Genomic DNA, 24,904 nt, shown 5'->3' on the forward strand with positions numbered 1-24,904 from the left:
CCCGCCTGCGCGGCTTCCACGGCCACGCGCTCCCCGGCCAGACCGGCGCCCATGCAGAGAACATCACTTTGAAAAACACGCATACGCACCCCCTATCCCAGGAACCAGACGCGGGCCAGAGCCAGCGTGCCCAGTGCCAGATAACAAGCCATGATAATCCAGACCGCCTTGCGGAACCTGTCGCGCCCCGCCCTGGAGCAGATGCCGAACTTCACGGCCAGGCGGTAGATGCCGATGCCCGTGTGCAGGATGATGCAGGGCAGGAAGATCACATAAAAGGCCAGCCAGCCGTCGTGCAGGCGTTTGGAGCTGCCGTCGACGGTGATGGGCAGATCGGTCATGACCGTATACACATGGAAGAATGCGCCGGCCAGGATGACCACGGCCGTAAAGACCTGCACCAGCCAGAGCCAAGTGTCGGCCTCGCGCAGGCTGCGGCTGTGGCGCACGAACACGCCCAGTTCTCCCGCGCGGAAGGGCATTTTGCGGGCCGCGATCCAGAAGTGGAAGAGAATCAGCAGAACAAGACATGGAGCCGCGACCTGAGCCATAAACGTGACTTCCAGAAGCCAGGCGATGCCGTTGGTCAGCTTGGGGCTGATGACGACGCTGCCCTCCAGAAGCAGGTGCACACAGATGAACAGGGCCAGCACCGCGCCTGACAGGGCTTGCCAGAAATCCAGCCTGGATCTGACGTCGGCAGGGGATCTGCTTGCGAGCATAGTGACTCCTTATGGTTTTTCAAAACTACGGCCATAATGGTATTCGTACATTACAGACCCCGATAAGGAGCCTGGCCCGTTTCGTAATAATTGTCGCCCAGGCAGTCGATGACCACAATGGCCGGAAAATCCTCCACTTCCATGGCGGCCACAGCCTCGGGACCGAGATCCTCATAGGCCAGCACCGTGTACTTTTTGATGCTGCGGGCGATGAGCGCGCCCGCGCCGCCTACCGCCGCCAGATAGGGCACGCCGTGCTTCTTCATGGCCTCCACCACTTCCGGCTTGCGATACCCCTTGCCGATCATTCCTTTGAGCCCCTCGTCCAGCAGTCTTGGCGTATAGGCGTCCATGCGGCCCGAGGTGGTGGGCCCGGCCGCGCCGATGACCTGACCCGGTTTGGCGGGCGAGGGCCCCACGTAGTAGACCACCGCGCCGCGCAGATCCACGGGCAGCGGCTCGCCCCGGTCCAGGGTCTCCACCAGGCGCTTGTGGGCCGCGTCGCGCGCGGCCAGGATAACGCCGGAAATCAGCACATTGTCGCCTGCCCTGAGGGAACGCGCCGTAGCGTCGTCAAAGGGCGCGCGAATACGCTTGGCTTGGTTTTTTGACATGGTGCCCTCCTATAAAACGGTTTCAGCGTGGCGGGCCGCGTGACAGTTGATGTTCACCGCAACCGGGAGAGAGGCGATATGGGTGGGCGCCCATTCAATATGCACGCCGAGAGCTGTGGTCAGACCGCCCAGACCCTGCGGACCCACGCCCGTCCTGTTGACCATCTCCAGCAGCTCACATTCGAGCGCGGCATAGCGGGGATCGGCGTTGGCGCTTCCTATATCCCTGGCGGCGGCACGCTTGGCGCAGAGAGCCGCCACTTCCATATTGCCGCCCAGACCCACGCCCACCACCATGGGCGGGCAGGAATTGGGCCCGGCGGCCAGCACCGCGTCCAGAACCACCTTGCGCACGCCTTCAATGCCGTCGGCGGGCACCAGCATTTTCAGCACGCTCTTGTTTTCCGAACCCGCGCCCTTGGGGGCCAGGCGCAGGCGCAGGCTGTCGCCGGGCACGATGCGGGTATGGATGACTGCAGGCGTGTTGTCCCTGGTGTTCTTGCGCTCGAACAGGGGTTCGGCCACGCAGGATTTGCGCAGATAGCCGTCCACATAGCCCCGGCGCACGCCTTCGTTGACGGCGTCCTCAAAGCCGCCGCCCACGATATGCACGTCCTGTCCCAGGTCGGCAAAAACCACAGCCAGACCTGTGTCCTGACAGATGGGGATGTCCTCTTCGGCGGCGATGGCCGCGTTTTCCAGTAACTGGTCCAGAATGTTGCGCCCCACGGGCGAGGGTTCCTTGGTCAGGGCCGCCTCAAAGCTCTTCCGCACGTCAGCGGGCAGTTTACAGCAGGCCTGAACGGCCATGGCTGCAACGGCTTCCGTAATGCTGTTCACGTGAATATCTTTCATGGTCTCCTCCCGGTTGTGAAAGGACATGTGTAATACGGCTTCGCGCTATGGCTTCAGTATGCCTGTTCCCGCGATAATCCAGAGCATGACCATGGTCAGCAGAACACCCACGATGCCGATGACGACGCCGACCTTGGCCATATCCGGAGTTTCCACCATTCCGGTGGAACTGGCCAGGGCATTGGGCGGCGTACTGATAGGCAGGGTCATGCCCAGAGATGCCGCAAAGGTGACGCCCAAAATAAGGCCCAGCGGTCCGCCCATGGAGTCGAGTCCGCTCAGACCGGCCGCCAGAACAGCCATGATGGGCAGCAACAGGTTGGCCGTAGCCGTGTGTGACATAAAGTTGGCCATGAGCAGGGTAACCACGGAGGCAACCACCAGCACCATGACAGGCGCAAACGTGGCAAAGGGAATGCTGGCCACCATACGCGCCGCCAGTCCCGTCTTTTCAAGGGCCAGACCCAGGGCCAGGCCGCCGGCCACCAGCCAGAGCACATCCCAGGAAATTTCTTTCAATTCCTTTTTGGTGACTATGCCGGTACAGACAAAGACCGCCACCGGAATCATGGCGACGACCTCGGAATTCATGCCGTGCAGGCCGCCGAACATCCACAGCAAAACAGTAAGCCCGAAGGTGATATAGACCAGGTTTGCGCGCCAGCCACGCTGAAATTCGCCTGTGATGGAAAGTCTGACGCTTTTTTCCTTGGATGGGAACAGCCAGGCCAGCAGAACCCAGGCGATGAACAGCAGGACTATGACGTAGGGGACGCCGAAAAGCATCCATTGCCCGAAGCTGATGGGCTGGATATCCAGGATGTACTTGAGGGCGATGGCGTTGGGAGGCGTCCCGATCGGCGTTGCCATGCCGCCGATGTTGGCGCCCACCGGGATGGCCAGTACGAAAGCCGTGCGGCCCCGGTCGCCTTCAGGCAAGACCGAGAGGACCGGCGCGAGTATGGCCAGCATCATGGCCGCTGTCGCCGTATTGCTCATAAACATGGAAAAAATGGCCGTAATCAGCAGCAGGCCCAGCATCACCATATGGGGTCTGCTGCCGAAAGGCTTGAGCAGCACCCGCGCCAGGTTGATGTCCAGGCGGTACTTAGTGGCGGCCATGGCCAGGAAGAAGCCGCCCATGAACAGCATGATGATGGGAGAAGCGAAGGTGGCCATGATGCTCTGGTAGGTCAGCACCTTGCCGAAAGCGGGGTCCCCCGCCGCGCCGCGTAAAAAGATGAGTCCTTTGTTGGACAGGAGCAGCAACTCCAGCACAATGACCAGGACTGATGTGGCGAAAATGGGGATGGGCTCAAGTATCCAGCAGAGGGCCGCCAGGAAGAAGATGGCGATAAGCCTTTGTTCGACAACCGTCAAACCAGGCATGTGAAACCATTCCGCGGGGACATTAAGCAGGCAGAAAAAGGCCAGCACGGGAATCACAAGGGATAAAATCTTTTTCATACGGCCTCCGTAGTTGTTTCCGTCTGATAAAGAGGAACGCCTGCACGATAAATCTGTGAGGGCAGGATTCCCCACAGACCGCTAGCAATATCAACTTTGGGGCTGGCAAGTTCTCACGGCGATCTCCGGCCACCTGAAAGGGTGTCAACATGTCATACCAGTGAGCTCTTTCTGATTGACTAACCAATCCGCAAGCCAATAGCAAGTTATTTTTTTCACAAAAATTGAAAAATCCGTTCTCAAGAAAAAAGTTTGTGACGGTGATTCAAAAAAATATACATATTAATTAAATAAGTTATAAAAATAAGAAGCCAAAAGCGCTCTATGCGTAATCATAGCCACAGTTGCTTCAATTTGGACAAGAGGAGCTTGCAAGGGCGGTGTGCCCCACAGACCGCCGGGAAATGCAAATTTTGAGATTTGACAGTCAGAAATGCTTATTAATAGCCATAATTGGGGAGATTAACTTGTCATACCAGGAATTCTTCCGGTTGATATCCTCAATTATTCGTCGACAGAAAGTTATTTTTTTCACAAAAATGACGAGACCATTTACACCGAAAAAGTTGGGGACACGGCCCTGGTCATATGTCTGTGTGACTTGAACCGGCTCCACCCAGCGGAAAATGCGAAACGCAATGAGTGCGGATCATGGCCGCCGCCATTGGGCGATGCGGTCCGCAACATTCCAGAGACGACCCGCCTGTGCCGCAGGGGAGTCAGTTGACGACCTCATGGGATTTGTTGCCGATGCCGCAGACGGCCACGTCGGCTGTTCCGCTAGTGGCAGGGGGCTGAAGCTGTCGCTGCGGCGTCTTTGTTTCTGGTGTGAAGCGGGGAAAAATAAGGTGAGAGAAGATGCAGATTCAATACAATACTCTGATTTTTTAGAAAAAATATGAAAAAACGAGATGGTGTGAAAGACGGTGGGCCGGGTGGAAATGGCCTTTCCGGCTTTTCGTCATCAGCAGGCCGGGAGTTCGAATTTTTTAGTCGGCTCCAAAAGAGATCGCCTTATGGAAAGAACGTAACGGTTTTTTATTGGGGGGAGGAATCTCTGTTTGTTTTTGCCTGTCAAGTGGTTAGTGGCGTGAAATAAGGCATATCTTCAATAATAATGTTGGCGTGACTGACAATAAATGCGGAATATCAAAGCTGAAGTAGTCTCATGGAAAGTCAAAATACACAATAAGACCTGTCTATAAGAAGGGTAATGATTCAATTTAGTGGTGTTTAGGGCAAAAACCGTAAGTGCATTACAACGGCAGATACGCCCTTTTGCCGTTCCGGCATCTTTTTTATCCGTCGGCGTTAAAGGGCCGTTCGTAGTCCTCCACGTCAAAGAGGCGGTCTTTGAAATAGCGGCAGCGGTCCGCTTCCGTGATGGGCCGCAGAACGCGGCAGGGATTGCCCGCGGCCAGCGTATCGTCCGGGATGTCTCTGGTCACCACGCTGCCGGAGCCGATGACCACATTGCGGCCTACGCGCACGCCGGGGTTAATCACCACATTGCCGCCGATCCAGACGTTGTCGCCGATGCTCACGGGACTGCCGTATTCATAGCCCGAATTTCTGGATACCGGGTGCAGCGGATGCCCGGCCGTATAGATGGCCACATTGGGCGCGATCATGGCGTAGTCGCCGATCCTGACCTTGGCCACGTCCAGCACCGTGAAGTTGTAATTGGCAAAAAAGTTTTCGCCCACTTCAATGTTATAGCCGTAATCGCAGTAAAACGGCCCTTCAATACACACATGCCGCCCGCACGCTCCGAGGATTTCACGGATCAGGCCGTCCCGTTCCGCTTCCCGGTCGGGCGGCAGGTGATTGTAACGGAAGACTTTTTGCCGGCAGGCCCGGCGCTCTTCGCTCAGGCCGTCCAGCCATGCCTTGTAGGGCAGGCCCGCCAGCATGCGTTCCTTGTGGTTCATGGCGTATGCTCCTCTTCATGCCGCGCCAAGGCGTGCCGCAAAAAAACGGCAGGCTTGCGGCCTGCCGTTTTTTTGCGTGTGAAAGGCGGCAATGACTACACGAAGAATATCCAGGTCAGCAGGGCGAACAGCGGGATCAGAATGCCCACGGACCAGGCCATGTAGCCGAAGAAGCTGGGCATGCGCACGCCCTGATTCTCGGCGATGGAGCGCACCATGAAGTTGGGCGCGTTGCCGATGTAGGTATTGGCACCCATGAACACCGCGCCCGCCGAAATGGCGATCAGGGTGGTGGCCATGTCGTTCATCAGATGGACGGCGTCGCCGCCCGCGGTGTTGAAGAATACCAAGTAGGTGGGCGCATTGTCCAGGAAGCTGGAGAGCGCGCCTGTAAGCCAGAAGTACATGGCGTTGACCGGCTGGCCGTCCGGGGTGGAGACCATGTTGATCAGCGAGGCCAGCGCGCCGTGCGTGCCGGCGCGCAGAATGGCGATGGCCGGGATCATGCTGAGGAAGATGCCGAAGAAGAGCTTGGCCACTTCCTCAATGGGCGCCCAGGAAAAACCGTTGAGTTCGCGGCAGCGTCGGCTGGTGAACTTCCAGGAAAGACCGGCCATGCAGAGCAGCACGATGTCGCGCAGCAGGTTCTGGCCTTCCACGGGCACGCCGTAGACCTCGATCCAGGCGCCCAGCGGCGCCATGCCGGAGGCCAGCACAGCCAGCACCACGCCCAGCAGGAAGAGCAGGTTGATCTTGCCGTCCAGGCCGAGCTTTTCTTCCACAGCATTGGGATCATGCGGCGGGGTGGGGCGGCCTTCCTTGTTGTACAGGACCATATCCAGCACAAAGAAAATGGCCAGCAGGGCCACGGAAAGACAGAGAGTCTTCAGGAAAAGGTGCGTTGTGGTCCAGAAAAAGCTGACGCCCTTGAGGAAGCCCAGGAAGAGCGGCGGATCGCCCAGAGGCGTCAGGGAGCCGCCGATGTTGGCCACCAGAAAGATGAAGAAGACTACGGAATGCACGCGGTATTTGCGGTGGGCGTTGGCGCGCAGCAGGGGGCGGATCAGCAGCATGGCCGCGCCGGTGGTGCCCATCCAGCTCGCCAGGACGGTGCCCACGGCCAGCAGGGCGGTATTCACCACGGGCGTGCCTACCAGCGAGCCCTTGAGGCGCACGCCGCCGGCCACGGTGAACAGCGCGAAAAGCAGGACGATGAAGGGGATGTAGTCCAGCAGAATGATGTGCAGAAATTCATACAGGGCGACATTGAAGCCGTAGACGAGGAAACAGGGCACCAGAAAGGCCAGACCCCAGAATACGGCGATTTTGCCGAAGTGGTGCTCCCAAAAGTGCGGCAGGGCCAGCGGCATGATGGCGATGGAAAGCAGCATGCAGGCAAAGGGGATAACCCAGACGGCCGAAAGCTCGGAACCTGGAATGGTGGGATGGCCCGCTGCGGCCATGGCCGCGCCGGGCAGGACCAGAGCCGAGAGCAGGGCCGTCATCAGGGCCAGAGGCAGAGACCGGAATTTTGACATGGGCGCACTCCTGAATGAAAGATGTCGCGGCCCCGGGCCGCGCGGAAGACAGATATTTTCCACTTTTTTAGGATAAATCCATACCCTTGGCAATGCGCTTGCCTGAAAAAGTTTTTTCTGACACACCTTTCACAAGCATTCGCACCGCAGAAGGAAATCATCGCCATGCCCAAGGAACCCACCCCCAGGCGCAGAGCGCGCCTGCTTGAAGTGTTGCGCCGTCGCCAGAATGATCTGACCCTGGTGTTGGCCAACATCCATGATCCGCATAATGTCTCGGCCATCTACCGTTCCTGTGACGCCTTCGGTCTTGCCAGGGTGCATCTCTACTATACCAATACTCCCTTTCCGGCGCTGGGCCGCAAAACCTCGGCCTCGGCCCGCAAATGGGTGGAAAGCGTGCGCCACAAGAACAGCGCGGATCTGATGAGCGATCTGCGGGGCCAGGGCTTCCAGGTGCTGGCCACCTCCTGCTCGGAAACGGCCCGTCCCCTGCGGGCCTGGGATTTCATCCGGCCCACGGCGGTGATCATGGGCAACGAGCACAGCGGCGTGGAAGAGGAACTGCTTGCCCAAGCTGACGGCCAGCTCTACATTCCCATGTACGGCATGATCCAGAGCTTCAACGTTTCCGTGGCCGCGGCCATTATTCTGGCCGAAGCCGCACGCCAGCGCGAAGGGGCCGGCATGTACGACGTCTCTCGCCTGAGCGAAGCCGAACTGGAGGCCAAGCTGGAGGAATGGCTGAAGAAATAGGCGGCGGACCAGTCAGGCCGCGCAGGCGGAGCGGTGGTGCGCCGCATAAAAGAGATTGGTTTTCTTTTTCATTTTGGCCCTGCTGCGGCAGTGGCGCGAACCTCCAGTTCCGGTTCTGCCCACTCTCCGGCGTGCCGGGCGCACGCCTGGTGCAGTTCGCGCGCAGGATGTCCGGGGCCGGATAGGGGGCGGCCCGGTAGAGTTTTTCGCTGCCTGCCGCGCCCCTGAGCGGTGATGCGTCCGCCGGTCAGGATCAGGGGCGTTCGCCGGTCTGTTCCTTGTGCGGGCTCACCTGCTTTTCAAAGCTCTTGCCGGTCCACTGAAAGCTGACGTCATTGGCCAGAGGCACCTGGGTCATGCCCGAGCTGTTCCAGAACACGGGTTCGGCCTTGAGCCCGCCCAGGCCCAGGCAGATCAGCACTGTGGGGTTGACGTCCGGCGGCAGCTTCCGGCCCTGCCCCAGAAATTCCTTAATGTCCGGCTCCGGCGGCGTGTCGATGGGCACCATGCGGCCCGAGGCGTCCACCCGCCACAGCTCCATGGTGCAGATGGGTCCGCCCAGCGTACCGATGGCCGCCTCCACCGAGCCGTCCGCCGTATTGCGGAAGAGCCGCAGGGCCACGGCGCTGTCCCGGAAGGGCAAGGCCGCAAACACGATTACGTCCTCGGTTTCTCCGGCGATTTCCCAGAATTCCGTATGCCCTTCGGTCAACAGTTGCTGTTTGTCCGCGTCGGAGAGGCCTTCCGCCGTATTTTCAAAAATGCTGGCGGGCAGCTGGGTAAAGATGCCCCTTGCCGTCATGCCGTTGTCCTCGGCGTCAGCCGTCGTGAGCGGCACAATGGTCAGCAGGGCCAGCAGGGCGGCGATCCGCATATACTTCCACATGATTGTCCCCCTCCCGGCCTGTCCGGGCGGTTTTTTCGTTTTTACGTTCGTAAAAATTTTTATACCGCCTTTGCGCTCTCTTGTCCATGCGCTTGGGCGGCGCATTGTCGGAACAGGCGGCGCACGCCGGAAAATGACAGCTTGCCAAGAGGGCCGGAGCTGCTTAGATAACTTCCCATGAAAACGGAGAACAAGCCCTGCATCCATATTGAAAAGGCCCGGCAGCACAATCTCAAAAACATCAGCTTGGACATCCCCCGCGACGAACTGGTGGTGATCTGCGGGCCGTCCGGTTCGGGCAAATCCACCCTGGCCTTCGACATCGTTTATGCCGAGGGCCAGCGCCGTTATGTGGAATCCCTTTCGGCCTACGCCCGGCAGTTCCTGCCCCAGATGGACAAGCCGGACGTGGAAAAGATCGAGGGCCTTTCTCCGGCCATCTCCCTGGAGCAGCAGAGCGTTTCGCGCAATCCGCGTTCCACCGTGGGTACGGTGACGGAAATCCACGACTTTCTGCGCGTCTTTTTCGCGCGCCTGGGGCGCATGTACTGCCCCCAGTGCGACCGCCCCATCGAGGCCCGCGCGGCGGACGAGATCATCGGCGACATTCTGGCCCTGCCGCCGGGGAGCAAGTTCATGGTCCTGGCCCCGCTGGTGGAATTGCAGAAGGGCACCCACCAGGACAAATTCAAGAAGCTCAAGGCCGAGGGTTTCGCCAGGGTGCGCGTGGACGGCGCTTTTCACACCCTGGACGACGTGCCCGCCCTGGACAAGAACAAGAAGCACAGCATAGATCTGGTGGTGGACCGTCTGGTGAACAAAGAGGGCATCCGGGGCCGTCTGGCGGACTCCGTGGAACTGGCCCTGCGCTACGGCGAAGGCCGCCTGGTGCTGCACGAGCCGGACAAGGGCGAGGCCGAGCGCGACACCATTCATTCCACCACTTCGGTCTGCCCGCACTGCCATATTTCCCTGCCCGCGCCCAGTCCGCAGCTTTTTTCCTTCAACGGCCCGCAGGGGGCCTGCCCGCGCTGCGTGGGCCTGGGCAGCGTGGATTATTTCGAGCCGCGCCTCATCGCGCCCAACCGGGGACTTTCGCTGAACACCGGCGCGCTGTTGCCCTGGGCCACGGACAAAATGTTCAGCCGCTACGAAAGCGCGCTCAAGGCTCTGGGCAAGCGCTTCAAGTTCACTCTCTCCACGCCGCTGGAGCAGTTTTCCGACGCGGCCCTGGCCGCCCTGTTCTACGGCGAGGACGAGCACGGCAAGCCCGCCGCCGGTTCTCTGGGCCTGCGCCGCAACTGGATGGGCGGCAATGTGGCCTTGGGCGCGTCCGGCGACTACCAGAGCGAGCATTTCGCCGAGGCGCAGCGGACCCAGAGCGCCCTGAGCGTGAGCGACAAGCGCTGGCCCGGCGTCATCCCTTTGTTGGAAAAAGGCATGCAGTACGGCGAGGCCTGGCGGGAAGTGCTGGCCCGCTTCCGCCAGTCCATGGACTGCCCGGACTGCAAGGGCGCGCGTCTCAATGCCGACGCCCTGGCCGTGCGGGTGGACGACCTGAACATCGCCCAGTTCTGCGCGCTGTCCGTGGAGCGCAGCCTGGAATGGCTGCACAAGCGCACGTTCACGGGCCGCCACGCCCTTATCGCGGAACCCCTGCTCAAGGAGCTGACCTTCCGCCTCTCCTTTATGCGCAACGTGGGGCTGGAATATCTTTCGCTGGGCCGCTCCATGAGCACCCTGTCCGGCGGCGAGGCCCAGCGCATCCGTCTGGCCTCGCAACTGGGCTCGGGCCTGGTGGGCGTGACCTATGTGCTGGACGAGCCTTCCATCGGCCTGCACCCGCGCGACAACGAGCGCCTGCTGGGCACGTTGCGTTCCCTTCAGGCGCGCGGCAATACCGTGCTGGTGGTGGAACACGACGAGGCCACCATCTGCGCGGCGGACACGGTCATCGAACTGGGGCCCGGTTCTGGCTCGCGGGGCGGCGAACTCATGTTCCAGGGCCCGGTGGACGATCTGCTGGGCACGGCGGACACGCTCACGGCCCGCTACCTGCGCGGGGACGAATCCATTCCCCTGCCCGACGCCCGGCGCGAGGCCCAGGGCGAACTGCTGCTGCACAACGTGACCACCAACAATCTGCGCGGCATCGACTGCCGCATTCCCCTGGGCGTGCTGACCTGCGTGACCGGCGTATCCGGCTCGGGCAAAAGCTCGCTGGTGGTGGACACGCTCTACAAGCATCTGGCCCTGAATCTGGGCCTGCGCGTGGACCAGCCCGGCGCCATCGGCGGCCTGCGCTATGAGAAGGGCGGCGCGCCCGTGGAGCGCATCGTGGCCATCGACCAGACGCCCATCGGCCGCACGCCGCGCTCCAATCCGGCCACCTACACCAAGATTTTCGACGAGATCCGCAATATCTTTTCCATGACCCCGGACGCGCGCAAGCGCGGCTACAAACCGGGGCGCTTCAGCTTCAACGTGCGCGGCGGCCGTTGCGAGGCCTGCGGCGGCGACGGCCAGATCAGGGTGGAAATGCACTTTCTGCCCGACGTCTACGTGACCTGCGATGTCTGCAAGGGCAGGCGCTATAATCACGAAACCCTGGAAGTGCGCTACAAGGGCCTGAACATCGCGGAAGTGCTGGACCTCACCGTGCATCAGGCCCGGCAGCTTTTTGAGAATTACCCCGGCCTGGAACGGCGGCTGGCCGTGCTGGAAGAGGTGGGCCTGGAATACCTGCGTCTGGGCCAGCCCGCCACCACGCTTTCCGGCGGCGAAGCCCAGCGCATCAAGATTTCGCGCGAACTGGGCAAACGCTCCCTGCCCGGCACCATGTATATTCTGGACGAGCCCACCACCGGCCTGCACATGCACGAGGTGGGCAAGCTCATCAAGGTGCTGCACGCCCTGGTGGACAAGGGGGCCAGCGTGGTGGTCATTGAGCACAATACGGATATGATCCTGGCCGCGGACCACGTGCTGGACATGGGTCCCGGCGGCGGGGAGAACGGCGGCCTGATCGTCTCGGCGGGCACGCCCGAGGCCATTGTGGCCGATCCCAATTCCGTGACCGGGCGTTTTCTGATGCAGGAACGCACGGACCGGCTCAAGCGGCGGAAAAGTTGAGCTCGAATTGACGTCGGAGCGGCTTCAAAGCGAAAGCGCTCCGGTAAACAGCGCCCCCCGCGAGGGAGAGGGCCGCTGACCAGCGGCCCGGCGCACAGCCAAGGAGAAGAACATGATCCGGCATATCGTCTGGTGGACGCTTCAGGAAGAGGCGGACGGGCATACGGCGGCGGAGAACGCCCGCCGCATCAAAGAGGCTTCGGCGCCGCTGAGCGGCATTCCCACGGTGCGCTCCGTGGAGGTTTCCTATCAGATTCAGCCCACCAGTACGGTTCCCGCGCAGGTGGTGCTGCAATCCGTGCATGACGACATGGCCGGGCTGAAGGCCTATGCCGAACATCCCGTGCATGTGGAATTCGGCGCGCTGGTCAAGGCTGTCAGCGCCTCCCGGCAGGCCCTGGATTACGCCGTATAAGATATTTTTCCGTTTCCCGCATAAAACCAGGATCTCCCGCCTCGTGACAAGCGGGAGATCCTGGTTTTATGCGGGAAAGCGTGACAACGTCACTGCAATTTGCGCCCGGAGCAGCCGCCCGCGCAGCAATTTTTTTTGTCCCCGCCGCCTTCGCAGCCGCAGGAGCACTGTCCCTTGCGCAGGGCGCGGCGGAAACGCCGGACAATGAAAAAAAACGCGGCAGCCACACAAAGAAGGACCAGCAGCAATTGCATATCCATGAGTATCACCTTTTGCTTGATTTGCCCGCGCGACGCGCCGGCCTGCCGGAACGGCAACGTGCGCGGGAGCGGACTTCTATAACCGGCCCGCAGAACAAGTATGTCTATTATGAAAATGAATGTCAAGTTCGCTTAGGGGGCGTAAAACAATTCCCCAAAAAAGATGCGGGCTTTTTCTGATGGATCAGACCGGCTCGCGGGAGCTTACGTGTTGAAAAAGGCTGTTCCGCAACGTCATCTGGCCGGTTGGCCCTCAGACGTCGCTTTACGGCAGTCGGCGCACAGGCCGTAAAGATTGTGCACATGGCCGTTGAGGCTGAAACCGTGCTTTTCCGCCAACTCGTGTTGCAGTTTTTCAATGCGCGGATCGCAGATCTCCACAATCTTGCCGCAGGAAAGGCAGACGATGTGATCATGGTGGCTGTTGGGCCGGGCCACTTCATAGCGGGTGATGCCGTCGCTGAAATGGATTTCCATGGCCAGCCCGGCGTCGCAGAGCAACTTGAGGGTACGGTAGACCGTGGTCTGGCCGATGCCCGGATCGCGTCGCAGGATATGCTGATAGAACTCTTCCAGCGTGTGATGGCCGGGGAGTTCAAAAAAAGCTTCCGCAATGACGCGCCGCTGGGACGTGGTGTTCAGCCCTTTGCGGCTCATGAATTCCAGAAAGTCCGCCAAGGACGCGCTGTTCTGTTTGGACATAGCCAACCCCCGTTATTTTTCTAGCACGGGCCGTGCCCTTCTGCCAAGGGGGTAGCCGTGGCGGCGTTAAAATCGGCCCTGCGGGCGGCTCCGCCCGGCGGCTTGACAGAAGATATGCGCCCGGATAGAGGCCTGTGTGGCTGTTCCGCCTCCGCCGCCCGTCCGGAATCTCAGCGGCGCACGGCGGCCCCGCGCTTTTCCGCGTGAATCGCGGAAATGCCCGAGCGTCAAGGAGTTCCGCCGTGCGCCTGTCCCCTCTGAATCTGAAAATCCTGCTCAATCTTTTTCTGGTCTATGTTTCTTGGGGTTCCACCTATATCGGCTTCAAATTCACGCTGGAAGTGCTGGGTCCCTTTCTGGCCTGCGGTTCGCGCATGTTTCTGGCCGGTCTGCTGCTCTGCGCGGCCATCGGCTGCACAGGCCGCTGGCAGCGGCCCACGCGCGCCGACTGGCGGCACGCCTGCTGGCTCGCGGTGTTTATGGTGCTGATGGCCAGCGGCTTTCTGGGCAAAGGACAGGAATACATCTCCTCCGGCGTGGCCGCCGTGGTCACCGGCTCCACGCCCATTTCCATGCTGGTGGCGGCCTGGCTGTTCGGCGGGGAGCAGCGCCCCTCGGCCATGCAGTGGCTGGGCCTGGCCGGAGGCTTGTGCGGCCTGGTGCTGCTGGGCGTCAGCCAGAACGCTTCCGGGACGGGCCAGACCAGCCCCGCCGGCATGTTCTGGGTTTTCGGGGCCACGCTGGGCTGGGTGACCGGCTCCCTGCTGACCCGGCGTTTTCCTCTGCCCACCCGGCTTTCGGCCTTGCAGTCCTGCGGCCTCCTGCTGCTGGTGGGCGGGCTGGAAACCCTGCTGTTGGGCTTCGCCTGCGGCGAGGCGGCCATGACCCGTTGGGAAAACCTGCGGTTCGAAGTGGCGCTGGCCTTTGCCTGGATGGTCATCGGCGGTTCCATTAACGCCTATTCCAGTTATTTCTGGCTGCTGACGCATGTTTCCATCGCCACGGCCGTGTCCTACGAGTATGTGGTGCCGGTCATCGGCATTTTCCTCGGCTGGTGGCTGGGCGGTGAAACGATTACGGGCCGGATTGTCCTGGCCTGCTGCCTGACTGTGGGCTCGGTCTTTTTCGTGCTCTGGCACAAGCACAACAAATAGCCTGGCAGGGCCGCATTCTTCGCCTGTTCCCGCCGCCGGTCCGTTCGCCGGATTCGACGGCGTTTCGTTTTTCCGGCTGAAGTTTTTTAAATTTTTTGCTCCAGGCAGGAGACATGCTTGACAAACTTAATAGAAAATGAATATCATTTTCAATAGGTCAAGGGGGCACGTCGGAAAAATTTTACCGTCAGGAAGCGGACGTCGCTTCAAGCCATACGAACTATAAAGGAATATATCATGGAAAATCTGATCAACAAGAAAGTGGAACCCTTCACCGTCCAGGCTTTTCACAACGGCGAACTGAAGGATGTCAGCGAATCTGATCTGTTGGGGCACTGGTCGGTGATCTTCTTCTATCCGGCGGACTTCACCTTTGTCTGCCCCACGGAACTGGAAGACCTTTCGGACCATTACGAGCAGTTCCGGAAGCTGAACTGCGAACTGTACTCCGTGTCCACGGACAGCGCCTATGTGCATAAAGCCTGGGCCGACGCCTCGCCGAACATCGCCAAAATCCGCTATCCCATGCTTTCGGACAGCGCCGCCTGGCTGTCCCGCTTCTTCGGCGTCTATATTGAAGCCACGGGCCAGGCCCTGCGCGGTACCTTCATCATCAACCCGCAGGGTGAAGTCAAGGCCTATGAAGTGCACGACCTGGGCATCGGCCGCAACGCCGAGGAACTGGTGCGCAAGGTGGAAGCCGCCCAGTTCGTGGCCGAGCACGGCGATCAGGTCTGCCCGGCCAAGTGGAAGCCCGGCGCGGCGACTTTGAAGCCGGGGCTGGATCTGGTGGGCAAACTGTAGGCGGCAGGCGCGTCTTTTTGTCGCCGGCAAGGCAAACAAAAAATCACAGCTGCCGGATGATTGATGTGCTACGAGAAAGCCCGGTGTGGAAGATCACACCGGGCTTTCTCGTTATTGTTCAGCTTAGAGCAATTTTTTACTTTAAAAATTGCTCACGGAGTCGTGAAACTTACGGGTCAGAACATCGTGTCCAGGTCATGCATACTCTTAACGTTAATTCGCTCTAGGAGCTGTCTTTAAATTGTCCTTTCGCCCTCTGCCTGCGCCAGGCTCGCTCCGTGCGAAGGTCGGGTTTGAATATACTCCCTCCGCCCGGAACTCGCCTTCCTGGGCAGAGAACAAAAATCCTCATTTAGAAACAGCTCCTAATGCCCGCGCAGCATTTTCACCGAGCAGAACTTCCCGCACATGGCGCAGACTTCCTCGCTCTTGTGCGCCTCGCGGCGTTTGGCGAGCTGGTCCGGGTCCAGAGCGGCCTTGGACATGCCCTCCCAGTCCAGGGCCTTGCGGGCCGCGTTCATGGCCGCCTCGCGTTCCACGGCCCTGGGACGGCCCAGAGCCACTTCGCCCACATGGGCGGCCACGCGCGAAGCCATCACCCCGGCGCGCACGTCGTCCACATCCGGCAGGGTCAGATGCTCGGCCGGAGTCAGGTAGCAGAGAAAGTCCACGCCCGCTTCCACGCCCAGAGCGCCGCCGATAGCCCCGGCAATGTGATCGTAGCCGGGCGCGCTGTCGCAGCACAGCGGTCCCAGCACATACAGGGGCGCGTTGTTGGTCAGGCGCTTGATGCCCTGAATCTGGGTGCGCACCTGGTTCAGCGGCACATGGCCCGGACCCTCGATCATGCACTGCACGCCCTTTTCCAGCGCGTATTTGGCCAGCTGGCCCAGATTGATCACTTCCTCCCACTGGGCCGCGTCGCCCGCGTCCACGCCCGCGCCGGGGCGCAGGCCGTCGCCCAGCGACAGGGTGACGTTGTAGGGCAGGCAGAGCTCCAGCAGGCGGTCGAAATATTCCAGCAGGGGATTTTCACGGTTGTTTTCCAGCATCCAGCGGGCCAGCATGGAGCCGCCGCGCGAGACGATGCCCAGCACGCGGTTGTCTTTCACGGCCAGTTCCGCGCCGCGCCGGGAAAGCCCGCAGTGCACGGTGATGAAATCCACGCCCTGGCGGGCCTGTTTTTCAATTTCCGCAAAAAGGTCGTCGGGCTGCATGCTGCTGATGTCACGCTCGGCGTCCAGGATCTGCTGGCCCACGGCATACATGGGCACCGTGCCCAGGGGCAGGGGGCAGGCCTTGAGCATGCCCGCGCGGATGGCGTCCAGGTCTCCGGCGATGGAAAGATCCATGACCGTGTCGGCCCCGGCGTCCAGGGCGGCCTTGATTTTGCGGTTTTCGGTTTCCGGGCAGTTGCAGAGCGGCGACGTGCCGAGGTTGGCGTTGACCTTGATCCGGGACGGCTGGCCCACCAGAATGGGCTTGAGGCCGTCATGGGCCGGGTTGCCCAGAAGCACCATGCTGCCTTCTTCCAGGGCGCTGGTGATGCTTTCCGGGGTCAGGCCTTCCTCCTGGGCCAGGGCGGACAGATGCCGGTCGAGCAGGCCGCGCAGGGCGGCGTTTTTTGAACAGAGCGAAGATGTCATGGGTGCCTCACGGTTTGTGACGCAGGGCGCAAAAAAAGCCACAACCTGCGGGAAAGCGGGTGCGGCCTCAGCTTCCCTCCGGCAGTGCGAACTGCGTCAGGTTCATAGGGTCTGGGTCTGGTTCCCCACTCTCAGCCGCCCTGAACGCGCTCTCGCAAAGCGTGTTCCGCGCGGCTCCCCTAGCTCAGGTTTTCTATAGCGTGGCCCCGTCGCCCTGTAAAGGACTTTAGCGCGGCCCGGCAGTGGAAAATGCCGGACCGCGCCTGCGTGAGGACAAAGCTGGAAATGCTCTACGCCCCGCCCTGCGCGCCCCCGCGGCCCAGCCAGAGGCGCAGTTTCAGGCTGAGCACCTGCGGATCAATGGGCTTGGTGATATGGTCGTTCATACCCGCTTCCAGGCTTCTTTCACGGTCGCCGCTCATGGCGTGGGCCGTCATGGCGATGATCGGCGGAAACGCGGGGCCAACGCCCGGCAACGCGCGGATGCGCCGGGTGGCGGTCAGACCGTCCATGACCGGCATCTGGATGTCCATGAAGATCAGGTCAAAGGGCTGTCGGCGGCACAGTTCCACGGCCTCGGCCCCGTCCTTGGCCAGGGTGACCCGCATGCCCAGGGCCTCCAGAAGATTGGAGGCCACTTCCTGGTTGATTTCATTGTCTTCGGCCAGCAGGATGTGCGCGCCCGCCATGGAGCGCATGTCGGCGGGCTCATCCTGGTCTCTGGCCCCGCGTACGGGGATGAGAGCGCGGTCAAGCCCCAGGGCTTCCACAATGGCGTTGTGCAGCGAGGCGCGCCAGACCGGCTTGGAGAGAACGCGTGTATTGCGGTCCGCCCCCGGCGTTTCGTGACGCCGGCCCGCATTGAAGGCCGGAACCAGCAGCAGCCGGGGCAGCGCGCCGCCGCTGAGCCGGCCCAGGGCCGCGACACAGTTCTGGCCGTCTTCTTCCGGCAGGTTCTGGTCCACAAGGGCCAGATCAAAGGGCGCGCCCTCCGCTTGGGCCGCCCGGGCCGCATCCAGCGCCGCCGCGGCGGAATCCACGGAATGCGCCGTCATGTTCAGGCCGTCCAGCAGGCGTTCCAGCACGCCGCGGGCCGCTGCCGAGCCCGTGGCCAGCAGGACGCGTCTGCCGCGCAGTTCCGGCGGGGCCGGATCCGCCATGGCCTCGTCCGTCAGGCCGAAGACGGCGGTAAAGCTGAACGTGCTGCCCGCGCCCGCTTCGCTCTCCACCCAGATGCGGCCGCCCATCATGCTCACCAGCCGCTGGCAGATGGCAAGACCCAGACCGGTGCCGCCATAGCGCCGGGTCGTGGAAGTGTCCACCTGCTGGAAGGGCTGGAAAAGCAAGCCGGTCTGTTCCCTGGTCAGGCCTATGCCCGTGTCGCGCACATCCACCTGCAGGCGGGCCTGTTGGGCGTCTTTGTCCAGAAGGCGCACGCTGACCGTCACCGAACCATGGCTGGTGAATTTGAGGGCGTTGTTGGCCAGATTGGTCAGCACCTGCGAAAAACGCAATTTGTCGCCCACCAGCATGTAAGGCACGTCCGGCGCCACATCGAAGAGCAGCTCCAGGCCTTTCCCCGCAGCGCTGAAACTAAGCAGATCCGCAAGGTTTTCCAGTATTTCCGAGAGCAGGAAGGGCTCGTTTTCCATGGTCATGCGGTCGGCTTCGATCTTGGAGAAATCGAGAATGTCGTTGAGCAGGCCCAGCAGATTGCGCGCGGCCTGCCGGGTGCTTTCCAGATAGTGTTTCTGGCGGTCGTCCACGCGGGTCTGGAGCAGCAGGTGGGTCATGCCCAGAATGGCGTTCATGGGCGTGCGGATTTCGTGGCTCATGCGCGCCAGAAAGTCGCTTTTGGCGCGGGTGGAGGCCTCCGCCGCCAGGCGTGCGGCATTGAGTTCGGTGATGTCCTGAAGCCAGATCAGCAGGGCCGGATTGCCCCGGTAGTTGACGGGACTGACGCTGGTCAGGGTTTCCAGAAGCGGGCCGTCCGGAGCGTCCAGGCGGCGGATGGTCATGGGCGCGTTGACCGTCGGCCGGCCCTGCCGGGCTTCGGCGCAGAAATCGCGATAGGCCTGGTAATCCGCCCAGATGCCCGAGCAGTCCTCCCCGGCGGCCAGGCCCGCCAGCCGTTGCGCCGAGGGATTGAACATGCGCGCCTTGTCCTCGCCGGAGCAGATCAGCATGGCCGAGGGCGCGGCCTTCACCACGGCGCTCAGAAGCTGCCGCTCGTTTTCCAGAATGTTTTCATAGGCGCGGATTTTGCGCAGATCGTGCAGCGAGGCGAAGTAGCCCAGGCCCAGGGGGGAGGTCAGCCGCACCAGCACCGCCTCGCAGGGCAGAAGTGTGCCGTCGGCGTGGCGGCATGTCCAGCTCGTGTGCACCATGCCCTTTTGGTCGCAGAGGGAAAAAATATCCTCCAGGGCCTGAAGCGTGGTCGTGCCGTCCTCCTGCACGGTCGGCTGAAATTCCTTGATGCGCGCCAGCACCTCTTCCTTGGAGGACGCGCCCAGCCATTTGACCGCCGCTGCGTTGCAGGACTGAAGCTTGCGCTTTTCATCCCAGATGAAAAAGGCTTCTCCGGCGCTGTCAAAAATGATGCGCTGCCACAGTTCGCTTTTGTAGGCCTCGCCGACGTCGTGGAAAGCCAGGATGGAGCCGGTGGCCGCGTTCTCTTCCAGAATGGGCGCGATGCTGCCGCTGACCAGGACGATGTCGCCGCTTTTGTGCAGAAAGGATTCCAGAGTGAAGCGCATTTCGTCCGAGCCCAGCCGCGCCCGGCAAAGCGTGCAGCTTTCGCGCGGATTGTGCGAGCCGTCCGGACAGAACGGATGCAGGGTTTCGTGCAGGTTTCTGCCGATCAGCTCGTTTTCCGCATAGCCCAGCATATTCTGGGCGGCGCGGTTGGCAAAACTGATGTTTCCTCCGGTATCCACGCCGATGATGCCGTCGCTGGTGGCGTTGAGCAGGCGCAGGCTGTGCGCCTCGGAGGCGTGCAACTGGCGGGTGCGTTCGTCCACGCGCTGTTCCAGATCGTCGGCCAGCCGCTGAAGTTCATTTTGCGCCTTGTCGCGCTGGTCGATGCGCCGCAGCAGTTTCACGCTGAACCAGACCACGCCCAGCATGCAGAGCAGGGCGAAGAGAAGGTGCACAAGGGTGATTTTGCCGCTCAGCACATCGTGCATGCGGGCCATTTCTTCCAGCGGCGGGCTGACGCTGAGCCCGCCGAGCACGTCGCCCTCCTTGTGCTCCCGCGCCGAGTGGCAGGTCAGGCATTGCTGTTTGGCCCGCAGAGCGTGGATCAGGCGGATGCGCTCCTGTCCGTCCGTTTTTTCCAGGCTGAGTTTTTCCTCGCCGCCGGTCCGGATCAACTCCTCCAGGGCGGCCGCTTCCCACGGGTCGGCCCGGTTATCGGGCCGGATGGGCTTGAGGCTGACCAGCCGTCCCCGGCCGGTGGAGGCTTCCATCCAGCGTTCCTGCACCAGCCGGAAGGCATAGGCCGGGTTGATGCGGGTGACGGTGATGCCGTCAGGCAAGGTGAAATCGCGGTTTTTCGGAGGCAGCCAGGGATTGGGAGGCGTGCCGGGGGTCACGGGCGCGTAAATGCCGCCGATATCGGACACCCAGGCGCGCAGGGCCAGATCCTTGCTGATGGACAGATGGGTCAGCCTGACGGCGTGGCTGCGGGCCTGATCGGCGAGCAGAACGGAAAAGTTCCAGCAGGAAAAAGCGGCCAGAGCCAGAATGCCCAGACAGAGGGCTCCCGCACCCAGCAGGATGCGACGGCGTTCCGTCTGGGAGAATGTCTTGGCTGGGCGCGTAACGGCCATATCATCCTCCCGGCAGGGGGACTGTAAATGGAGCGCATCCGCTACGAAAGTGGACAACAAGGGCTGTGGACAGCAATAAACGGGGGCAACGCGACTACCTTAGACCCTGGCGCGGCATCAGGCAAGTTTCCCGCGCGGCAGGGCCGCCGCATCTGATCTGGAAAAGGCGGAGAGGAGAAAAGCGCACTTGTTTCAGTATTTCCGTAACATGGCGGTTATGTTGTAAAACCCGTCTTACTCTCCATGCCCGTAAGCTCCCCCTCGCTGACTGGCACATCTCCGTTCATTGGTAATGCGTGCTTTGCCCGCATGAAAAAACGCCGATTTCGCAAAATTCCCGCAATGCCGGCCGTTCCTTGGTTGCGCCGGTGGCCTTCGCGCGGATCAGGAAAGTACGGAACGGCCGCGCGCGGCGAAGCGTCTTGCAATCCCCCTCCGCCTGGAATACATCACATTAATGCAGCGCAAGCGTTTGTTCAGCCCCCTTACCTGGCCGGTCTTTTCCTTTCTGGGGGCCATTGCCGTGGGCACGGCGCTGCTCTGCCTGCCGCCGAGCTGGCATCCGGGCAGGGAACTGCAAACCCTGGACGCCTGTTTTCTGGCTACCTCGGCGGTCTGCGTCACCGGCCTCACGCCCGTGGACATCAGCTCCGTGCTCAGCCCCTTCGGCCAAGGCGTGCTGCTTTTTCTGATCCAGTTGGGCGGCCTCGGCGTCATGACCTACACGAGCATCATCTTCCTGCTCTGGCGCAGTTCTGTCCCCTTCACCAGCCGCGAGGCGGTCAGCCAGGCCCTGCTGGGCGGCGACTTCAATCTGGCGGCCTTTCTGCGCCAGGTGCTGGCCCTGGTTTTCGGCATCGAAGCTCTGGCCGCCGTGCTGCTCTACCTGCACGATCCCCACTTCTTCCACCCCTTCAGCGCGGTGTTCCACGCGGTTTCGGCCTTCTGCAACGCGGGCTTCGCCCTGAGCCCCGACAATCTGATGCCCTTCCGCGACGACCCGGTGGTCAATCTGGTCATCGCGGGCAGCGTCATTCTGGGCGGCATCGGCTTCGCCGTGCTGCGAGAGTTGCTGGGCCTGCTCAGCGGCGGCAGGCTGGGCGCGCCGGTGCGCCGCCTGAGCCGTTTCAGCCGCCTGGTCGTCAAGACCAGCCTGTTTCTGATTGTGGTCGGCACGGTGCTGATTTTCTGCATTGAATTCTTCCGTGCTGGCAATGAGCAGAGCGTGGGCGACGGCTTCGACCTTGCCATCACCTCCTTTTTCCAGTCCGTGATCGCCCGCACCGCGGGCTTCAACAGCGTGGACATGGCCGCCCTGAGCGAGGCGAGCCTTATGGTGCTCATGGCCCTGATGTTCATCGGCGCGGGGCCGGGTTCCTGCGCGGGCGGCATCAAGGTGGTGACCTTCCGGGTGCTGGCGGGATACGTGGCCGCCCAGTTTCGCGGCGACCGCCAGATCGTGCTGGAACAGCGCGGCGTGCCCAGGGAAATCGTCACCCGCGCCCTGACCCTCTTTTTTCTCTATTCCATGCTCATCGCGGTTTCCACCTTTCTGCTGAGCATCACGGAAAACGGCATCCTGCACCGCACCGGGCGCGAGGGCGTGAGCATGCTGCGCCTGCTTTTCGAGACGGTGTCCGCTCTGGGCACGGTGGGCCTGTCCGTTAATCTGACCCCGGATTTGAGCGCGGAAGGAAAGATGATTATCATCTTCAACATGTTCGCCGGGCGGGTGGGCCTGCTCAGCCTGCTCATGGCCGTGCAGAGCCTGCAGCCCCGGAAGGCGTATACCGTCGCCGAGGCCCAGCTCCCCATCGGTTAGCGGGCCTGGGCATTTGGCCCTTTTGGCGCGGGCCGCGTTAAGCTCGTTTTTTACTGCGGTCGAGTAGGGTAAGACGACACTCCCTTCATAAAAAACTTGCCTTTCTTGTCAGCGACGAAAAATCCGACTGTTTCAGATGTAGAAAGAAGGAAAAGACATGCCGGAAAAGAAACTGGAAATCGGGATCATCGGCCTCGGCAAGTTCGGCCTGCGCATGGCCACCACCCTGGTTTCCCTGGGGCATACCGTGGTGGGCATCGACATGTCCGAAGCCCGCGTGCAGCTGGCCGAGGAAGCCCTCAATTCGGTCTACAAGGCCGACGCCACCAATATCAGCGTGCTGCGTTCCCTGCACATGCAGGATCTGGACTGGGTGGTGATCAGCGTGGGGCAGAGCGTGGAACAGTCCCTGAACGTCACGCTCAACGTGCAGGAGCTGGGCGGCCCCAAGATTCTGGTCAAGGCCTCCAATGAGGAGCACCGCAAGATTCTCCAGCGCCTGCACGTGGACCGCGCTCTGGTGCCGGAAACCGACGCCGCGGTCATGGCCGCCCACCAGCTCACCTATCCGGGCATGCTGGACCTGATTCCCAAATACGGCGGCATCGCCATTCAGGAATTGCGCGTGGAGCAGTGGGACGGCAAAACCCTGGTGGACCTCAATCTGATGCAGCGCTTCAACGTGATGGTCATGGGCATCCGCCCGGTGGGGGAGCATTCCTTCATCTTCGTGCCCCCGGCGCGCACGGTGCTGCACAGCGGCGACACCCTGGTGGTGGCCGGGCGGGCGGATTCCATGGGCGATCTGCAGCCCTGAGCGCCGCATCCCCTTTCGCAAGTCATGAAACAGCGTCCCGCGAATTTTCGCGGGATGCTGCGGTTATGGAGAGGCCGGAGGAACCGGCCGGAAGGAGCGGGCCTCAGCGCTGCGTGGCGGTGGGCAGATCTTCCCAGAGCACGGCGGCCACATGTTCCTCGGGGTGGTGCCGGGTGACCAGGCTCACGCCGAACACGCCCAGCGCGCTGAAAATGAAGCCGAACAGGGTTTGGTCAAAAGAGATGCCCAGATAGGGCCAGACCAGGGTGGAGATAAGGCCGCCCAGCATGCCCGCCAGCACCCCGGCGCGGGTGAGGCGGCGCCAGAGCATGGTGGCCAGGAAGGGCAGCACGATGGTGGTGGCCGTCAGGCGTAGCGCCCACTGGTAGATGGCGATGATGCCCGTGAAATTGAAGGCCACCCACAGGGCGGCCAGGGCCACCAGCGCCACGGTGAGGCGCGAAACCAGCATGAGCCGCTTGTTGTCGGCCTTGGGGTTGATGAGCTGGCGGTAGAAGTCATGGGTCAGGTTGGACGAGCCCTGCAGAATGAAGGAGTCGGCCCCGGTCACCAGAGCGGCGAGCAGGGCGCAGTAAATCAGGCCGCCCACATAGGGGGGCAGCAGATCGCGGGTTACCGTGGAAAAGATCAGGTCCGGGTTGATGTCCGCGGGCAGGAACTGCCGGGCGGACAGGCCGATGAGAATGGGGCAGACAAAGACGCCGCAGCAGATCAGCACGCCCAGGGTGTTGGCGTTGAGGGAGACCTTTTCGGACTTGGCGGCGAAGATGCGCTGCCAGGAGGACTGCCAGACCAGATAGAAGGGGCCCACCGAAATGAAGAACATGGCCACTTCTTTCGCGCCGTATGGCCCGGAGGGTGAGAGGAATTCCGGCGGGGTGGCGGCCAGCATGGGGCCCATGCCTCCGGCCAGACTCACGGCGGCCACGGCCAGGATGATGATGCCCGCGACAATCAGCACGGCCTGCAGGGCGTCGGTGACGATGGTGCCGGGCAGGCCGCCCAGTACGGTGAAGGCCAGCACCAGCACCGCCGAGAGGATCAGCGCGGCGTGTATTTCCATGCCGAAGCAGGCTGACCAGATGGTGGACATGGCCAGATACTGCATGGCGGTGGTGGGGATGGAGTAAACCACGGCCGAGAGCAGGGAGGGGATGATGCCCACGCGCACGCCGAAACGCTGTCCGAAAAGATCGGCCAGGGTATAGAGGCGCTGGCGGCGCAGAGCCCGGCCGAAGGCCAGGATCAGGATGAGGGTGAAGATGACGCTGGCCAGGCTGAAGCGGATGTAGCCCGACGCGCCCACCTGGAAACCCAGACCCACGGTGCCGATAAAGACCGACGCGCCGCACCAGGTGCTGATCACCGTGCCCACAATGGGCCAGAAACCCATGCTCCAGCCGCCGATGAGATAGTCGTCGGCGCTCTTCACTTTCAGGAAATAGTAAAAGCCGATGCCGAACATAATCAGGAAGTAGACGATGATATAGCCGAGATACCAACCCATGGAATCCTCCTCATGGTCCTGCCGC

General features: G+C 61.7%; 19 protein-coding genes and 1 riboswitch. Of the genes, 8 read left to right on the forward strand and 11 right to left on the reverse strand.

All coding sequences use genetic code 11. From position 1 onward, the window contains the following. Positions 1-92: 92 nt before the first annotated feature. From FYJ44_RS13715 to FYJ44_RS13740, 6 genes are all read right to left on the reverse strand, one after another. Positions 93-722, reverse strand: a complete 630-nt coding sequence (locus FYJ44_RS13715; RefSeq protein ID WP_154513101.1) for a succinate dehydrogenase/fumarate reductase transmembrane subunit — start codon at positions 720-722, stop codon at positions 93-95. 50 nt (positions 723-772) lie between these two features. Then, entirely contained in the window at positions 773-1,336 is a 564-nt protein-coding gene (locus FYJ44_RS13720) for a Fe-S-containing hydro-lyase (protein ID WP_154513103.1), read from the reverse strand. A gap of 9 nt (positions 1,337-1,345) precedes the next feature. Next, positions 1,346-2,191, reverse strand: a complete 846-nt coding sequence (locus FYJ44_RS13725; RefSeq protein WP_154513105.1) for a fumarate hydratase — start codon at positions 2,189-2,191, stop codon at positions 1,346-1,348. Between the two features lie 45 nt (positions 2,192-2,236). Next, on the reverse strand, positions 2,237-3,658 hold the full coding sequence (locus FYJ44_RS13730; RefSeq protein WP_154513107.1) for an SLC13 family permease: 1,422 nt from the start codon (positions 3,656-3,658) through the stop codon (positions 2,237-2,239). A gap of 1,298 nt (positions 3,659-4,956) precedes the next feature. Then, positions 4,957-5,589 (reverse strand): sugar O-acetyltransferase, encoded by a 633-nt coding sequence (locus FYJ44_RS13735; RefSeq protein ID WP_154513109.1) that lies wholly within the window; start codon positions 5,587-5,589, stop codon positions 4,957-4,959. Between the two features lie 95 nt (positions 5,590-5,684). Next, positions 5,685-7,127 carry a sodium:proton antiporter gene (locus FYJ44_RS13740; RefSeq protein WP_154513111.1) on the reverse strand — a complete coding sequence of 481 codons (1,443 nt, stop codon included), beginning with the start codon at positions 7,125-7,127 and terminating at the stop codon, positions 5,685-5,687. 165 nt (positions 7,128-7,292) lie between these two features. Here FYJ44_RS13740 and FYJ44_RS13745 point away from each other — a divergent pair, with 165 nt between their 5' ends. Then, positions 7,293-7,883 (forward strand): TrmH family RNA methyltransferase, encoded by a 591-nt coding sequence (locus FYJ44_RS13745; RefSeq protein WP_154513113.1) that lies wholly within the window; start codon positions 7,293-7,295, stop codon positions 7,881-7,883. Positions 7,884-8,136: 253 nt separating this feature from the next. Here the strand turns inward: FYJ44_RS13745 and FYJ44_RS13750 are convergent, their stop codons facing one another. Then, positions 8,137-8,769 carry a hypothetical protein gene (locus tag FYJ44_RS13750; RefSeq protein WP_154513115.1) on the reverse strand — a complete coding sequence of 211 codons (633 nt, stop codon included), beginning with the start codon at positions 8,767-8,769 and terminating at the stop codon, positions 8,137-8,139. A gap of 177 nt (positions 8,770-8,946) precedes the next feature. On the opposite strand from FYJ44_RS13750, the gene uvrA reads away from it, so the two are divergent. From uvrA to FYJ44_RS13765, 3 genes are all read left to right on the forward strand, one after another. Continuing rightward, the gene (uvrA, locus tag FYJ44_RS13755; RefSeq protein WP_154513117.1) at positions 8,947-11,901 is read left to right on the forward strand and encodes an excinuclease ABC subunit UvrA; all 2,955 of its coding nucleotides are present in this window, start codon (positions 8,947-8,949) and stop codon (positions 11,899-11,901) included. A 112-nt stretch (positions 11,902-12,013) separates the two neighbouring features. Continuing rightward, positions 12,014-12,316, forward strand: coding sequence for a Dabb family protein (locus tag FYJ44_RS13760; RefSeq protein WP_154513119.1), 303 nt, complete (start codon positions 12,014-12,016; stop codon positions 12,314-12,316). Positions 12,317-12,384: 68 nt separating this feature from the next. Then, complete coding sequence (locus FYJ44_RS13765; protein WP_154513121.1) at positions 12,385-12,756, forward strand: hypothetical protein; 372 nt, start codon at positions 12,385-12,387, stop codon at positions 12,754-12,756. A gap of 54 nt (positions 12,757-12,810) precedes the next feature. On the opposite strand, the gene FYJ44_RS13770 is transcribed toward FYJ44_RS13765, so the two are convergent. Next, the gene (locus tag FYJ44_RS13770) at positions 12,811-13,278 is read right to left on the reverse strand and encodes a Fur family transcriptional regulator (protein ID WP_154513123.1); all 468 of its coding nucleotides are present in this window, start codon (positions 13,276-13,278) and stop codon (positions 12,811-12,813) included. Positions 13,279-13,520: 242 nt separating this feature from the next. On the opposite strand from FYJ44_RS13770, the gene FYJ44_RS13775 reads away from it, so the two are divergent. Continuing rightward, positions 13,521-14,432 carry an EamA family transporter gene (locus FYJ44_RS13775; RefSeq protein ID WP_326833692.1) on the forward strand — a complete coding sequence of 304 codons (912 nt, stop codon included), beginning with the start codon at positions 13,521-13,523 and terminating at the stop codon, positions 14,430-14,432. Between the two features lie 237 nt (positions 14,433-14,669). Then, on the forward strand, positions 14,670-15,236 hold the full coding sequence (gene ahpC, locus FYJ44_RS13780) for an alkyl hydroperoxide reductase subunit C (protein ID WP_154513125.1): 567 nt from the start codon (positions 14,670-14,672) through the stop codon (positions 15,234-15,236). A gap of 365 nt (positions 15,237-15,601) precedes the next feature. Here the strand turns inward: ahpC and thiC are convergent, their stop codons facing one another. Both thiC and FYJ44_RS13790 read right to left on the reverse strand, forming a co-directional pair. Continuing rightward, on the reverse strand, positions 15,602-16,882 hold the full coding sequence (thiC, locus tag FYJ44_RS13785; protein ID WP_154513127.1) for a phosphomethylpyrimidine synthase ThiC: 1,281 nt from the start codon (positions 16,880-16,882) through the stop codon (positions 15,602-15,604). Positions 16,883-16,938: 56 nt separating this feature from the next. Further along, positions 16,939-17,073, reverse strand: a riboswitch (TPP riboswitch). A gap of 99 nt (positions 17,074-17,172) precedes the next feature. Continuing rightward, positions 17,173-20,712 carry a response regulator gene (locus FYJ44_RS13790; protein WP_154513129.1) on the reverse strand — a complete coding sequence of 1,180 codons (3,540 nt, stop codon included), beginning with the start codon at positions 20,710-20,712 and terminating at the stop codon, positions 17,173-17,175. A 457-nt stretch (positions 20,713-21,169) separates the two neighbouring features. Between FYJ44_RS13790 and FYJ44_RS13795 the strand changes: the two genes are divergently transcribed. Next, entirely contained in the window at positions 21,170-22,534 is a 1,365-nt protein-coding gene (locus FYJ44_RS13795) for a TrkH family potassium uptake protein (protein ID WP_154513131.1), read from the forward strand. A gap of 157 nt (positions 22,535-22,691) precedes the next feature. Continuing rightward, positions 22,692-23,351: a potassium channel family protein gene (locus FYJ44_RS13800; protein WP_154513133.1), complete on the forward strand. Its 660-nt coding sequence runs from the start codon at positions 22,692-22,694 to the stop codon at positions 23,349-23,351. Between the two features lie 103 nt (positions 23,352-23,454). On the opposite strand, the gene FYJ44_RS13805 is transcribed toward FYJ44_RS13800, so the two are convergent. Next, complete coding sequence (locus FYJ44_RS13805; protein ID WP_154513135.1) at positions 23,455-24,879, reverse strand: sodium:solute symporter family protein; 1,425 nt, start codon at positions 24,877-24,879, stop codon at positions 23,455-23,457. Positions 24,880-24,904 lie beyond the last annotated feature (25 nt).

The organism is Desulfovibrio porci (assembly GCF_009696265.1).
Taxonomy (GTDB): Bacteria; Desulfobacterota; Desulfovibrionia; order Desulfovibrionales; family Desulfovibrionaceae; genus Desulfovibrio; species Desulfovibrio porci.